The sequence below is a fragment of the Streptomyces sp. WAC00040 genome, from assembly GCF_056835925.1.
Window position 1 is genome coordinate 47,185 of the sequence record NZ_JAKQZE010000003.1, and the last position, 13,761, is coordinate 60,945.

11 protein-coding genes are annotated in these 13,761 nt (G+C 72.1%); 6 read left to right on the forward strand and 5 right to left on the reverse strand.

Features of this window, described 5'->3' with window-relative positions:
• Positions 1-106: 106 nt before the first annotated feature.
• Positions 107-340: a hypothetical protein gene (locus MDN94_RS25715; RefSeq protein WP_053557612.1), complete on the forward strand. Its 234-nt coding sequence runs from the start codon at positions 107-109 to the stop codon at positions 338-340.
• Positions 341-783: 443 nt separating this feature from the next.
• On the opposite strand, the gene MDN94_RS25720 is transcribed toward MDN94_RS25715, so the two are convergent.
• Positions 784-1,296 (reverse strand): ATP-binding protein, encoded by a 513-nt coding sequence (locus MDN94_RS25720; RefSeq protein WP_482728279.1) that lies wholly within the window; start codon positions 1,294-1,296, stop codon positions 784-786.
• Positions 1,297-1,520: 224 nt separating this feature from the next.
• On the opposite strand from MDN94_RS25720, the gene MDN94_RS25725 reads away from it, so the two are divergent.
• From MDN94_RS25725 to MDN94_RS25735, 3 genes are read left to right on the forward strand one after another with little or no spacing between them, the layout of a single operon-like run.
• Positions 1,521-3,899 carry an ABC transporter ATP-binding protein/permease gene (locus tag MDN94_RS25725; RefSeq protein ID WP_482728280.1) on the forward strand — a complete coding sequence of 793 codons (2,379 nt, stop codon included), beginning with the start codon at positions 1,521-1,523 and terminating at the stop codon, positions 3,897-3,899.
• Between the two features lie 12 nt (positions 3,900-3,911).
• Complete coding sequence (locus MDN94_RS25730; RefSeq protein ID WP_482728281.1) at positions 3,912-4,739, forward strand: hypothetical protein; 828 nt, start codon at positions 3,912-3,914, stop codon at positions 4,737-4,739.
• Positions 4,739-5,764 carry a serine/threonine-protein kinase gene (locus tag MDN94_RS25735; RefSeq protein ID WP_482728282.1) on the forward strand — a complete coding sequence of 342 codons (1,026 nt, stop codon included), beginning with the start codon at positions 4,739-4,741 and terminating at the stop codon, positions 5,762-5,764. Before MDN94_RS25730 ends, MDN94_RS25735 begins: the two co-directional genes overlap by 1 nt.
• Here MDN94_RS25735 and MDN94_RS25740 read toward each other — a convergent pair.
• Complete coding sequence (locus MDN94_RS25740) at positions 5,758-7,041, reverse strand: streptophobe family protein (RefSeq protein ID WP_482728283.1); 1,284 nt, start codon at positions 7,039-7,041, stop codon at positions 5,758-5,760. The genes MDN94_RS25735 and MDN94_RS25740 overlap by 7 nt on opposite strands.
• Positions 7,042-7,200: 159 nt before the next feature.
• Here MDN94_RS25740 and MDN94_RS25745 point away from each other — a divergent pair, with 159 nt between their 5' ends.
• Complete coding sequence (locus MDN94_RS25745; protein WP_482728284.1) at positions 7,201-8,523, forward strand: DUF6777 domain-containing protein; 1,323 nt, start codon at positions 7,201-7,203, stop codon at positions 8,521-8,523.
• Between the two features lie 727 nt (positions 8,524-9,250).
• Positions 9,251-10,129 (forward strand): MurR/RpiR family transcriptional regulator, encoded by an 879-nt coding sequence (locus MDN94_RS25750; RefSeq protein WP_482728285.1) that lies wholly within the window; start codon positions 9,251-9,253, stop codon positions 10,127-10,129.
• A 237-nt stretch (positions 10,130-10,366) separates the two neighbouring features.
• Here the strand turns inward: MDN94_RS25750 and MDN94_RS25755 are convergent, their stop codons facing one another.
• The 3 genes from MDN94_RS25755 to MDN94_RS25765 all read right to left on the reverse strand — a co-directional run bounded on the left by MDN94_RS25755 (position 10,367) and on the right by MDN94_RS25765 (position 13,753).
• Positions 10,367-11,659: a cyanophycinase gene (locus MDN94_RS25755; protein WP_482728286.1), complete on the reverse strand. Its 1,293-nt coding sequence runs from the start codon at positions 11,657-11,659 to the stop codon at positions 10,367-10,369.
• A gap of 127 nt (positions 11,660-11,786) precedes the next feature.
• Positions 11,787-13,004 carry a M20 family metallopeptidase gene (locus tag MDN94_RS25760; protein WP_482728287.1) on the reverse strand — a complete coding sequence of 406 codons (1,218 nt, stop codon included), beginning with the start codon at positions 13,002-13,004 and terminating at the stop codon, positions 11,787-11,789.
• On the reverse strand, positions 13,001-13,753 hold the full coding sequence (locus tag MDN94_RS25765) for an amino acid ABC transporter ATP-binding protein (protein WP_482729079.1): 753 nt from the start codon (positions 13,751-13,753) through the stop codon (positions 13,001-13,003). Before MDN94_RS25765 ends, MDN94_RS25760 begins: the two co-directional genes overlap by 4 nt.
• Positions 13,754-13,761 lie beyond the last annotated feature (8 nt).

A 13,761-nucleotide genomic window follows, 5' to 3' on the forward strand; every position in this document is an offset into this window, starting at 1 on the left:
CTTCGGCCGGCGGTCCGCCACCCCTGGGCGGACCGCCGGCCTCCGTCGTTGTCAGTGGCTCGGTGGATGCTTGACGGTCCGACACCTCGAGGAGGGGAACCGCGAGATGAACGATTCCGAGATCGCCGCCGCGCAGGCGTACGTACGCCTGCTCCAGACCACCAGGGCCGTGCTCGCCGACCCGCAGCAGGCGCCGCTCGCGGTCCCGCTGCTGACGGTCCCGATGGCGGAGGCCGACGACGCCCTGCGCGCGGTCGGCCTCGCTGGCAACGAGGCGGACTTCTTCCGGCTGCTCGCAACGCTGCATCCCGCGGAACGGGAGGGCAGGAGGGCCGCGTGAACGGCGGCGGCCCCCGTCCGGCTACGGACCCGGGCGGGGGCCTTACCCGGTGCACCGGCGCCTGGTCCGAGGCCGGTCCGCCGGCACAGCGGCTCCCGTGGCGAGGTACGGGTCGCGCGCCCGGCGCGACCGGCCGCTCGAGACGACCGGCTGCTTGAAGGACCTCGAAGTCGCTGGGGAGTCCGGACCGGCGGCCTGTGCGCCCCGCCGTCAGCGCCGGCCGGGGACCGCCCGCGGCACGGACGCATGCGGTACGCCGGAACCCCTGCCGTCATGGGCAGTGCTGCCTACATGGGCAGGACCCATGGCCGTGGCGCACCGCGCGGGGCGGGTCCGGCACACACACGGACCGTTCGCACCGCAGCGACGGTCGCCGGCGTCCGTGCCGCGCCGGACACCCAGGGGCGCCCGGCGGCGTCCGAGCCGTACGGAACATCCGCGCGTCACCGCACCGCGGGCACGGCGAGGGAGGGCGCCTCGAACGGTTCGGGGGGCACCGCCTCCAGCGGCAGCGGCCGGAACTCCCGGACCGGCGACTGAGGCACGTGCGGACCGGACATCACGCGCTGCGGCTCCTTGACGCGGCGGCTGAACCAGATCACCTTGCCGTGCTCGGTGGCACAGGTGCCCCAACTGTCGCTGAGCATCGCCACCCTGGCGAGTCCGCCCTTGGCGGGGGACGACGTGTGCAGCCGCGGAAGGGTGCCGTCTCGGTCCGAGACGGAGGTGGTGAGATGGCGCCCGGCCCAACGCAGCTCCACCACACACGTCTTGTCGCCCTCGACATGCTGGACGACATTGCCGACGAGTTCATCGACGGCGCTGCAGACCGGCATGACATGGGCGTCGAGCCCCCAGTACTTCAGATGCGCTGCGAGAATGCGCCGGATCTGAGGAATGCGCTCTGGGGAGGCCGGTACTTCGATTCTGTACTGGCAGGCAACCGGAACGTTCATGACCGTGGCTCCTCACCGCGACGGCCCGTCATTCGCATGTGGCCCCCGAGTACGAAGAGTGAGCCTGTGTCGCTTCTGGGTAACCATCAGAGTGCACCGGCCACCCGATCACCGCAACACGCGACACCAACGGCCCGTTGGAGACCCGGGACTCATGGCGACGGATCGGCCGCCCCGGTGGCGGCCGCAGGGCGCAGAACGGCGCATATCGATAGAATTCCAACATGGCAGAGCGGCCTGGCACGCCGACTGCGCCCGCACTCGTCATGGAGACCGACACCGGCTCCACGGTGATGGATCCGAACCGGGCGTACCACGTCGGGCGTGATCCCCTGAGCGACATCGTCATCGACGACCCACGCGTCTCCTGGCACCACGCCGTGCTGCGGGCCGACGACGGGCACTGGACGGTGGCGGACGAGAACAGCACCAACGGCACGTACACCGAGGGCCGTCGGGTCCACGTGCGGGAAGTCGGCCCCGGCAGTATCATCCGCTTCGGCAGCGCCGCCGACGGCCCGCGGGCCGTACTCGCCGACCTCGCACCACGGGCCGATGACCCTTCGGCCGGCCGGCGCCCGGCCGCCGAACCCGGACCGCCGCCCGTCGTGCCCGTGCCCGCCGCGACCGGGACCTTCCGCAGCCCGACCAGCGTGCGGCCGCTGCCTGCCCGCACCGTGCGCATCGGCAGGTCGCCGGACAACGAGCTCGTCGTGGACGACCTCGTGGTCTCCCGCCGGCACGCGGAACTGCGCACGCGTCCCGACGGCACGTTCGAGATCGTCGACCTCGGCAGCCACAACGGCACCTACCTCAACGGCCTGCCCGTGGACCGGGCCCCGGTACGGGCCGGTGACATCGTGGGCGTGGGGCATTCCGCGTTCGTGCTGGTCGATGACGAACTCCAGGAGTACGTCGACACCGGCGAGGTGTCGCTCGACGTCCAGGACCTGACGGTCTCCGTGGACGGGGGCCGCAAGACCCTCCTGGACCATGTCTCCTTCCCGGTCGGTGAGAAGTGCCTGCTCGCCGTGGTCGGGCCGAGCGGCGCGGGAAAGTCCACTCTGCTGAACGCCCTCAACGGGCTGCGGCCCGCGCAGCGGGGCACCGTCCTGTACGACGGGCGCGACCTCTACCACGACTACGCGGAGCTGCGCCGGCGCATCGGGCTCGTGCCGCAGGACGACATCCTGCACGCCCAGCTGACCGTACGCCGCGCCCTCTCCTACGCCGCCGAGCTGCGGTTCCCCCAGGACACTGACCGGTCGGAGCGGGAGGCCCGGGTCACGGAGGTGATCCGGGAGCTCGGGCTCGAGCAGCGGGCCGGCCAGCCGATCCACTCGCTGTCCGGCGGCCAGCGCAAGCGTGTCAGCGTGGCGCTCGAGCTGCTGACCAAACCGTCCCTGCTCTTCCTCGACGAGCCGACGTCCGGGCTCGACCCCGGCATGGACCGCTCCGTGATGCACATGCTCCGCGGCCTGGCCGACGACGGGCGCACGGTCGTCGTGGTGACCCACAGCGTGCTCAGCCTGGATGTGTGCGACCGGCTGCTCGTCCTCGCGCCCGGCGGCAGGATCGCCTACTACGGGCCGCCGGGGCAGGCCCTCGGCTTCTTCGGCTTCGCCGAATGGCCCGAGGCGTTCGAGGCCTTCGAGAGCGACCGCGGCAGGGACTGGGCGGAGATGTACCGAGAGTCCCGCTTCAACGCGCAGTACATCGTCGGCGCCACCGCACAGCCGCGCCTGCCCTCCGGGCCGGCCCCGGGGCCCGTCCCCCCGCCGCCCAAGACACAGAGCTGGAGCGCCCAGCTGCTGACGCTGGTGCGGCGGTACACCGCCGCGCTGAGCGCGGACCGCACGTTCCTCGTCATCATGATCGCGCTGCCGTTCGTCATGGGTGCCATGGCCCGCGCCCTGGCCGGCGGCCGACTCGACCGGGAGACGGCACTGAACGCCCTCCTCATTCTCTGCGTCGGTGCCGTACTGACGGGCGCGGCGAACGCGGTGCGGGAGCTCGTCAAGGAGCGGCCGATCTACCAGCGGGAACGGGCCGTGGGACTGTCCAGGTCGGCGTATCTGATGTCCAAGGTGGTGGTCCTCGGGACGGTCACAGTGCTCCAGGCGATCGTGCTGACCCTCGTCGCCCTGGCCGGGGTCGACCCCGGCTCGCCGGGCGGCGAAGGAGTGCTGCTGCCACCTCTTCCGGAGATCACCCTGGCTGTGGCGCTGCTGTCGTTCACCGCGATGATGCTGGGTCTGCTGATCTCCGCCCTGGTGCGCAAGGAAGAAGTCACCATGCCGCTGCTGGTGCTCCTCGCGATCGTGCAGGTCGTCTTCTGCGGCGCGCTCCTGAAGCTCGACGGCGTGGCGGTGATCGAGCAGCTGGCGTGGCTGGTCCCGTCCCGATGGGCCCTCGGCGCGATGGCGGGAACGATCGACCTCGGCCGCATCGTCCCCGGCGGGTTGACGGCCGATCCGCTCTTCGAGCACTCGGCAGGGGTGTGGCTGCTCGACATGGGGATGCTGGTGGTGCTGTCAGTACTCTTCGGTTGCCTGGTCGCCCGCCTGCTGCGGCGGCACGAGCCCGCCGTGATGCGGAAGTAGGCCGGGTCCGCCATGGCCGCCTGGGAGTTCCGCGCCACACATGTCGTGCCGCCGTGGGGCATGCCCGCGTGGGAGGCGCCGGACGTGTCCCGGCCCACGACACCGCTCGACCCGCTGCTGCCGGTCCAGCTCGCCGAGCGGCGCGGCGACTGGGGGCAGATCGTGTGCGCGAACGGCTGGTCCGCGTGGGTCGACGGACGTCTGCTGGTCGCCGTGCCACAGGAACCCCCGGCGGCCGACCGGCCCCTGGCCCGGACCGCGGACCCCCGGCCGCTGCTGGCCCGGGTCGCCGAGACCCTGGCCCGCTACCGGCGTGCCGCCGACGACCTGGCCGATGGACTGTCCGACGGTGAGACCTTCCGTGGACGTACGAGAGGGCTGCGGGCGGGCCTCGTCGTGGACGGCGAAGCGGTGTGGCTGTACGACGCGGAGCACGAGCGGTGGGTCTACTGCGACGGGCTCGGGCTCAGCACGTTCGCGACCTCGTCGGGCCCGGCGCCGCACGCGGAGCCGGAGCCGCCCGCGGACACCGGCGCGAACGCGGACGCGGACGGCGCGTCCGGCGCGTCCGCATCCGGCCCGCCCCCGCGGGATCCGACGCAGGTGGTAGCGACGGACACGCCGGGCCCGGATGCCACCCGGGTCGTCGCCCACCCCGAAGGACACGACGCCACGCGCGTCGTCGACCGACCCGACGCCCTACCGGACACCACACGCGTCGTCGACCAGGCCGAACCACCGCCCGACCCCACCCGCGTCGTCGACCGGGACGAAGATCCCGACGCCACGCGCATCGTGGATCACCCTGAAGGGCCGTCCGCCCGTGGTGGTGAGCGGTGATGCCGCCGCTTCCCGGCATGCCCGGCGGCAGGCCGTCCGAGCTTGTCGGCAAACAGGTGGCCGGCTATCTCGTGGAGCGGGAGATCGGCCGGGGCGGTATGGCGGTGGTCTACCGGGCGCGGGATCTGCGCCTCGACCGCACCGTCGCCCTGAAGCTGCTCGCTCCCGAACTGGCCCGCAACGACACCTTCCGCAAGCGGTTCACGCACGAGTCGCGCGTCGCCGCGTCGATCGACCATCCGCACATCGTGCCGGTCTTCGAGGCGGGCGAGACGGACGGCCTGCTCTACATCGCCATGCGCTACGTCGCCGGGCAGGACCTGCGGGTGCTCCTCGACCGCATGGGCCCGCTGCCCGCCGTCGCGGCGGGTCGCATCGCCGCGCAGGTGGCGTCCGCGCTGGACGCGGCGCACGCCCACGATCTGGTGCACAGGGACGTCAAGCCCGGCAACATCCTGGTGGCCGAGGGCACGGACAGCGACCATCCGGAGCACGTGTATCTGACCGACTTCGGTCTGACGAAGAAGTCCCTGTCGCTGACCGGGTTCACGACTGTCGGGCAGTTCGTGGGAACGCTCGACTATGTGGCTCCGGAGCAGATCTCCGGCCGACCGGTCGACGGGCGGTGCGACGTCTACAGCCTCGCCTGCGTGGTGTTCGAGACGCTGGCCGGTGGCCCGCCGTTCCAGCGTGACGACGACATGGCCCTGCTCTGGGCGCACCAGTTCGATCCGGCGCCGCCGCTGACCGGGGAGCGGCCCGATCTGCCCGGAGCCGTCGACGACGTCATGTCGCGGGCGCTCGCCAAGAGTCCGGACGACCGCTACGGCTCGTGCGGCGAGTTCGTGGCGGCCTTGCGTGCGGCGACGGCCGCGGCGTCCACGGGACCGGGCGGGCGCGGCCACCCGGCGACGGCGGTGGCCGGACGCGGCACGCTCGTGCCGCAGGGGGCCACTGCCCCGCCGGAACCGCCGCGGTGGGCGCTGCCGGTCTTCCCTGACTCGGGCGGGTCCGGTCGTCAGTGACGTGGGACGTCGGTCTGGCCACGGCGGTGGACGTGCGACGCAAGGAGCCCGCCGATCGCGCCGGTGACCAGTCCCCACGCGGCGGCGAGACCGAGGGCGGGCCAGAGGTTCGGACGCAGCGCCACCTCGCCGGCGAGGTCGCCGCCGAGGTCGCCGATGCCGAGCAGGGAGAGGCCGTAGTGCGCGTAGAGCCTGACGAGAAGACAGACGGTGAGCACGGTCAGCACGAGGGCGACGGCCATGTGGACGGCGTGCTGCCAGAGCCGCATGCCCGCCGGTGAGCGGACGGCCATCAGGAAGGCCGCCGCCGGCACGAGCACGGCGGCGACCACCAGCAGCCACCAGGCACGGGGGTCGCGTTCGACGAGTGCCGCAAGGTCGAGTGTCGACATGTCGCCTGTGCGCAGCACCTCGTCGAGCAGCTTCGGCATCGGCAGGCCGAAGGGACCCTCGACCTTGCCCTCCCACGAGGCCCCGAGACCGAGGGTGAAGGCCAGCCAGACGAGGTTGGGCAGCCCGAGGAAGATCACGGCGAAGGTGTCGGCGGCGCTGTCACGGGTCAGTGCCACGACGACGGCGATGACCACGCCGACCGCCACGTATGTGAGCAGCAGGGCGACCATGGCGTACGCGGCGGGCCGCACCGACTCCTGGAAGCGCAGCAGCCGGGCGGGGAGCGGGCTGCCGCGCGACACGACCACCGCGAGGGCCAGGACACCGGCCAGCCACAGCAGGCCGAACAGAAGGGTGAGCGGGACATCGGTGCGGAATCCCACGCGGGGGGTGGCGTCCAGGAATTCCTCGAGGAATCCGCCGGTGGGATCCTCGATTGGGATGGTGAAGGTGTGGCGGGCCAGCGCGCCGAGACCGATGAGGGCGAGCAGCCAGAGGAAGGCCAGCCGGGCCGCCCAGCCCGCCAGTTCGCCGGCGGAGGCGACGGCCCTGTGGCGCAGCGGCCGGAGAAAGCCTGCTGCCACCGTGAGTGCTCCGGCCAGTGTCACAGAGAGGGGCAGGGCCGTGAGTCCGGCCCTTGTCTCCGCAATCACACCGGCTTCCCCGGCGACCTCCACGGTGCCGCCGGCCGCCATCACGACGACAGCCGCGACGACCGGCAGGAAGCCGCCGTCGGGCAGGTCCCCCGCGCCCGCCGCCCACAGGCCCAGGGCCGCGGTGACCGCCATGACGACGAGGCCGGCGAGTACCGCGGCGAGCGCATGGACCCAACCGTGGGGCGGCCGGGTCGCGCCGCCGGGGCTGCTCGATGCCTGCTGACTCACGCTGCCACGCTATGCACGGCGGCTGCGGCGCGCTTCCCGGGCGGGGCCGACCGCGTCGGCTTGCGGCTCGCACGGGTACCGGGCAGACAATGGGCACATCGAGCAACAGATCAGAAGGAATCATCTCTTCCGCCTTCTACGCCCGGGAAGAAGAGAATTGTGAGTGCCGAACCGCCACCCCCCGGCCGCCCGACAGGCCCACCTCCGGGGCCACTCTCCGGCCCCTCGCAGCCGGGCGGTCCCACGCCGCCGCCCCCACCCGGCGGTCCCTCGGGCAGCAGCCCTTCGGGCGGCGCCGCGGGTCCGCCGAGTGGACCGGGCGGTCCCGGCGGTCCGGGGCCAGGGGACGGGGGCCCGGGCCGGCCCTGGTGGCGGTCCGTCCCCCGCATCGCGACGGTCGCCGTCGCGCTGGTGGCCGCAGTGGTGCTCGCCGTCGTGCTGACCCGACCCAGCGGGTCGGGCGGGTCCGGCGCGTCCGGCGGCGGAGGCGAGGTCTTCCTCCAGGCCGCCGGGGCGACCGGGCCCGATCCGTTCACCGAGTCGACGGCGAAGGAGAGCTCGCCGCCCGCGTCGACGCCGGCCGCCGAGCCGGACGGAGCCACGACAGCGTCGCCCAATGTGACCCGCAGCGTCGAGGGGTCGGCGCCGGGGCTGTACGGGGGCAGCCGCAAGGCGGCCAGTTGCGACGTCGAGAAGCAGATCACCGCCCTCGGCGCGGACCCGGCCAAGAACCGGGCCTTCGCGCAGGTCCACCGGATCGAACCCTCCCGCGTCCCGGACTTTCTGCGCTCGCTCACCCCGGTGCAGCTGCGGATGGACACCCGGGTGACGAACCACGGCTACAAGGACGGTGGGCCGAGGGCCTACCAGGCCGTGCTGCAGGCAGGCACCGCGGTGCTGGTCGACGACCGCGGTGTGCCACGGGTGCGCTGCGCCTGCGGCAATCCGCTGCTCCCGCCCGTCGCACAGAAGGACACTCCCCGTGCCGTCGGCGACGCCTGGCCCGGCTACCGGCCCTCGAAGGTCGTCGTCGTCGCTCCGGCGGACAAGCCCGTCAAGGCCTTCGTGCTCCGCGACGGTGACAAGTGGATCAAGCGGCCGGCCGGCGACACGGGCACCCGCGACAAGGAGACCGAGCCGCCTTCCCGCGAGCCCTCCCCCTCCCATGACGCCTCCCCGTCGGACGGCGGCAGGCCGCCGGCGGAGACGCCCAAGGCCCCGCCCCCGCCGGAACCGCCGTCGCAGGAGTCGCCGCCGGCGCCGCCGCCCGAGTCGGAACCTCCACCCGAAGAGCCCCCGTCGGAGCCGCAGGAACCCCCTGTGAAACCGGCGCCCGAGTCGGGTGCCGACTCCCCGGACGGACCTGCTCCCGAAGGGCCGGAGGAGCCGGCTCCTGAGCAGCCCGGCAGCACGAACGGCCTCGCTCCCGGCCCGCGGGACCCGGCACGCGCGCCGGTCGTCCTCGGATCTGTGCTCATCTAGGCCGTTTCGTTTGCATCATCGGGCGGACCAGCGGGAGATACCCGCGATGTGGAGTCCGGCCGGGTAGATGGTGACGGCCGCCAAGTGAGTCCTGGTGGTCAGTCCGCCGCGGGACCGACCGATGGCGTGGTCGTCCGGCTCGCCGGCCGGGGCCCCCTGCGGGCCCCGGCCGCGTGCTGGTGAGCCCACACGATCGTGGAGTCCACCGAGACCGCTGATTCCAGGTCCTCGTCGGTATCCGCCCGGGCGAGACCAACCGGTGAAGACCCGCTCCCACGTGCCGTCGACGGACCACATGCACGGCCCGTTGAAGACGCCTCGCCAGTTGCCGTACTTCCCCGGCAGGGGGACCCACTGCGATCCGGACCGGAAACTCCAGGCGATCGCATCGCTTGGGCGTCCGGTCCGGGAGCAACGGCTCGACCCGCGCCCGCTGCACGTCGGACAACGACACATGCGGACCAACGAGCACATGATCCGAACGAAGCGGCCCGAGGAGCTCGGGGCACCATTCCGTGCGGCCCGTCCGTGGATCGACCCGCCCCCGACAGGACGCGATCCACGGACGTACGTCCTCCGGGCCACCTCAGGAGACTGTCCAGCCACCGTAATAGGCGGTACATTCTTGGTCTGAAGTGCGGCATTCTGAAACACGGGAGACCGGACCGTGCGGCCCCGTCGGCTGCCCGCAAGCCTTCGGCGAACTCCCGCCACAGAAGGGAAACCCATGAGCCCCACCCTGGCCGACGAGATCCGCGGTCGGCTCGGAGAGCTGAGCCCGGCCGAACGAAAGGTCGCACGGGTCCTGCTGGCGGGGTATCCCGCCGCGGTCTTCGAGACGGTCGCGACGATCGCGGAGCGCGCCGGCGTGTCAGCGCCCACCGTGTTGAGGTGCGCTTCGCGGTTGGGTTACAAGGGCTTCCCCGATCTGCAGGCTGACCTCCGTTCGGAGCTCGACGCTCGCAACGCCTCACCGATCACCCTGTACACGGCGGCAGACGCTTCGGAGCGAGAGTCGGCGACAGCCCCGCAGGATTTGGCCGCGGCCCCTCTCGGCGAGCGTTCGGCGCTCGTGCAGCAGGCGGTGTCCCAGACCTTCGACGAGGTGGCACCTGATGAGTTCGAGGACGCGGTGGGTCTCCTCGCCGACCCCAGGCGCCGGGTGCACCTGGCGGGAGGGCGATTCACGCACCTCCTGGCCGAGTACCTGGGCCTGCATCTGATGCAGTTCCGCGACAAGGTGAGCCTGCTGCCTCATAAGGACGTGGAGCGAACGTCCTTCCTCACACAACTCGCCCGCCGTGACGTCACCGTGCTGTTCGACTACAGGCGCTACGAGGCCGACAAGACCCTCATCGCTGAACTGGCCCGGGAGCGGGGCGGCAAGGTCATCGTGCTCACCGACCCGTGGCTCTCCCCCGCCGCCGCTCATGCGGACGTCGTCCTCATCACCCAGGTTTCCTCGAACTCCCCCTACGACAGCCTGACTCCGGCCCTGGCAATCGTCGAGTCGCTCGTCGCCGCCGTACTCGACCGGATCGGCGGCGACGGCCACGAGCGGATGAAGGAGGCGGAGAGGATCGCCCGGCGCACCGGCCTCCTGTGAGCGGGCCCCTCGCGGCTGGATCCGTTCTCCCCGCCGTTCGGAGGGCAGTGGGTCGTTCGGGCGGTGGCGATTCGGGCCGCTGGGCACGGCTGGATCAGACCAGATCGACACGGTGGGCGGGGACCGCGCCGCGCGTCATCCTGCGCTGAGCCGGCTCGCCGAGGGTTCCACCGCCGGCCGTCCGCCAGAGTATGGGAACGGCGGAGCCCGCACGGCACGTGATGCCGGCTCCGCCGCTCACCGCTGGGGCGCGACGTCGATCTGCAGCGCGACGAGTGTGCGGGCGTCGGTGCCGTCGCCGGTGAAGGCGGCGAACCCCGGCGCCTTGGTGAAGGTCACCGTGAACTGCGGTCCGGTCTCGAAGGTCGTCGCCGTCGCGCTGTTCTGCGCTCGCGTCGCCGCGAGCGCGCGGGCGGTGGTCCGGAAGGAGTAGGCGGTGCCGTGCGGGTTCGAGGCCGAGTAGAAGACGTCGTCGTTGGCCGGCACGGGCCTCGCGGCAGCGGGCGTCAGGAACCGCTTGTCGGGGGCGACTTGCGGCGTCCAGGTGCGGGCGTCGTACTGGTCACCGTCGGTGAGGTAGCTGTATCGGGCTCGGCGGAGGGACCAGCCGTGCGCGGTGTCATGTGCGCGCGCGTCACGCAGGTCGAGGATGGCGACGCCGTTCGGGCCGAGGACCGTCACGTGCTCGCGGCTGGTGCCCGGCCGGTCGACGACCAGGGCGGTGTTCTCCTCCAAGGCGTAGACGCGGGCGTGGGCGGTGTCGGCGGCGAGGCGGAGCGCCCGGCCTTCGCGCCCGTAGGCGCCGGTGTGGGTGTCGACGAGGCCGGATCGGAGGAAGCCGAAGCCGCCCTGGGGGATGTATCCGAGTCGGGTCGGGTCGTCGAAGTAGCCGGGGGCGCTGCCGTCCCGGAGGGCCTCGTAGGATTCGCCGCCGCTGACCATGTCGGGGCCGGAGGCGATCTGGGCTCCGGCCGAGGAGCCGGAGACCACGGCTCCGTGGGCGAGCTTGGCACGGATGGCGGCGAGGACCTTGGAGTCCTTGTGCTCGTCGCCCCGGAGGAGGGTGGTGATGTAGCGGTACTGGTCTCCTCCGCCGAAGAAGAAGCCGGTCATGGACTGGACCTGGGCGACGACGGCGTCCGAGTCGGCGTTGGCCACGTGGTCGATGTCCAGGGGGACCCACTGGGCGTCGGCGGCTCCGTGCCGCTCGAAGAGATCGGCGTAGTAGGCGCCGTTGCAGGCGGAGTTGCTGCAGCGTTCCGGGTCGTCGGCGTGGGGGTCCTGGCTCTCGGGCACGGAGGCGGCGGTGATGACGCCGATGCGGGCCTTCGGGCCGCCGGCCCGCTTGATGATCTCCCCATAGATCCGGGTGTTGTCCTCCTTCAGGGCTCCGCCGATCAGTACGAGGGAGCCTGCTCGGGTCGGGGCCGGCGGGGGTTCGGCGTGGGCGGAGGAAGCAACGGTGAGAAGGGCGACGGTGAGGCCGCAGGCGAGGATGGTGCGGCGTGCGGGAGCGGACGGGACGCGCATGGGTGCCTCCGGGGGTGTGAGAGGGAGTGAAAGGGCTTGTGCGGCACGAGTCCGTGTCTGGTCCACCGGGTCGACAGGCGCACGGTGGAGAGCAGCGGAGTCGCTCTCCACCGTGCGCCGACGACGTTCAGGTGGTGCGGGCTTGACCCAGGGAGGCGATCAGGCCGGCGAGCATGGCGACACGCTGGGGAACGCTGGTGATGTGGAGCCACTCCTGGGGTGTGTGGTCGGCGCCGCCGACCGGTCCCAGGCCGTCCAGGACGGGTACTCCGGTGCCGGCGATGATGTTGGCGTCGCCGACCCCGCCGGTCGCCGCGACGCCGAACTCGATCCCAGCCGCGTCGCCGGCCCGTCGGGCGTGGTCCAGCATGCGCCGGGAGGCAGGGGTGTCCTCCATGGGGGGGCACAGGTCGAGTTGCTCGACCTCGACGGTGACTCCGGGGACGCCCGGGTGAGCTGCGGCCTCCCGGATGGCCCGGGTGACACGCTTGATGTCGGTCGTCGTAGCGGCGCGGACCTCGATGCGCAGTTCGGCCTCGGGGCAGACGATGTTGGCGCGGGTCCCGGCCCGGACCACGCCGACGTTGACGGTGACGTCGTCCCAGTGGCCGTTGAGTGCCTGGAGGGCGACGGTCAGGTGGGCGGCGGCGAGGGCGGCGTTCGCCCCGCGCTCGGGTTCGATGCCGGCGTGGGCCGCCCGGCCGGTGACAGTGAGTCGGAAGTCTGCGACGCCCTTGCGTGCGATGACGAGGTCGCCGTTCTCCCGGGCGCATTCGAGGCCGAGACCAAAGTGCATGCCCCTGGCGATGTTCTCGATCAGTGTGCGGCTGGCGGGTGAGCCGATCTCCTCGTCGGGGGTGGCGAGGAGAACCAGCTCGGCGTATGAGTCGATGTCGAGCTCACCGAGAATCTCAAGAGCGGTGAGGCCTGCGAGGAGGCCCCCCTTGTCGTCGCTGACGCCGGGGCCGTGGGCCATGGAGTCTTCGACGCGGAAGGGTCGGGCCGCGGCGGTTCCCTCCTCGAAGACGGTGTCCATGTGGGCAGCGAGGAGAATCCTGCGGCCGCCTGCCACCTCGGCAAGGGCGCCTCGCCTGCGGCCGACGAGAGCGTCGCCGACCTGGTGCCCGTCGGGCGACGGCGGGAAGCGGACGCGCTCGACGTCGAACCCGATCAGCTTGAGCCGCCGCTCGACCCAGTCGGCGACCTGGTTGACGCCTTCGGCGCTGTAGGAGCCGGAGTCCATGGAGACGAGCTGCTCCAGGTCCCGCAGGTAGTCGTCACGGCGGGCGCGGGCGAGGCCAAGGAGGACGGGGACCGGGAGCGGCCGGCGGACGGGGGCGGTCACAGGACCTTCGACAGGAAGGCGCGGGTGCGCTCCCGCTCCGGTTCGACGAGCACCCGACGGGGGTCTCCGGCCTCCACGACGACGCCCTCGTCCATGAAGACGGCGGTGTCGCCGACCTCGCGGGCGAAGCCGATCTCGTGGGTGACGACGACCATGGTCATGCCTTCGGCGGCCAGCCGCCGCATGACGTCGAGGACATCCCCGACGAGTTCGGGGTCCAGGGCCGAGGTCGGCTCGTCGAAGAGCATCAGCTTGGGCTTCATGGCGAGCGCGCGGGCGATGGCGACGCGCTGCTGCTGTCCGCCGGAGAGCTGGGCGGGGTAGTGCCGGGCGCGGTCCCCGAGTCCGACCTGTTCGAGCAGGGCGTGGGCCTGCTCGCGGGCCTCGGTCCGGGGGACCGCGGCGACCTTGACGGGGGCTTCCATGACATTCTCCACGGCCGTCATGTGCGGGAACAGGTTGAACCGCTGGAAGACCATGCCGATGTCCCGTCGGCGGTCCGCGACCTCGCGCTCGCGCAGTTCGTGGAGCTTGTCGCCGTGCTGGCGGTAGCCGACGAGATCCCCGTCGACCGTGAGCCGGCCGCCGTCCACCTTCTCCAGGTGGTTGATGCAGCGCAGGAAGGTCGACTTTCCCGACCCGGAGGGTCCGAGGAGGCAGCAGACCTGGCCGCGTTCGACGGTGAGGTCGATGCCCTTGAGGACCTCCAGTCTGCCGAACTGCTTGCGGACGCCTTCGGCACGCACCATGGGAGTGG

Coding starts and splice junctions, on each gene's coding strand:
- MDN94_RS25720 (WP_482728279.1), bottom strand. CDS start 1,296: ATGAACGTTCCGGTTGCCTGCCAGTACAGAATCGAAGTACCGGCCTCC.
- MDN94_RS25730 (WP_482728281.1), top strand. CDS start 3,912: ATGGCCGCCTGGGAGTTCCGCGCCACACATGTCGTGCCGCCGTGGGGC.
- MDN94_RS25755 (WP_482728286.1), bottom strand. CDS start 11,659: ATGCGCGTCCCGTCCGCTCCCGCACGCCGCACCATCCTCGCCTGCGGC.
- MDN94_RS25735 (WP_482728282.1), top strand. CDS start 4,739: ATGCCGCCGCTTCCCGGCATGCCCGGCGGCAGGCCGTCCGAGCTTGTC.
- MDN94_RS25750 (WP_482728285.1), top strand. CDS start 9,251: ATGAGCCCCACCCTGGCCGACGAGATCCGCGGTCGGCTCGGAGAGCTG.
- MDN94_RS25765 (WP_482729079.1), bottom strand. CDS start 13,753: ATGGTGCGTGCCGAAGGCGTCCGCAAGCAGTTCGGCAGACTGGAGGTC.
- MDN94_RS25715 (WP_053557612.1), top strand. CDS start 107: ATGAACGATTCCGAGATCGCCGCCGCGCAGGCGTACGTACGCCTGCTC.
- MDN94_RS25725 (WP_482728280.1), top strand. CDS start 1,521: ATGGCAGAGCGGCCTGGCACGCCGACTGCGCCCGCACTCGTCATGGAG.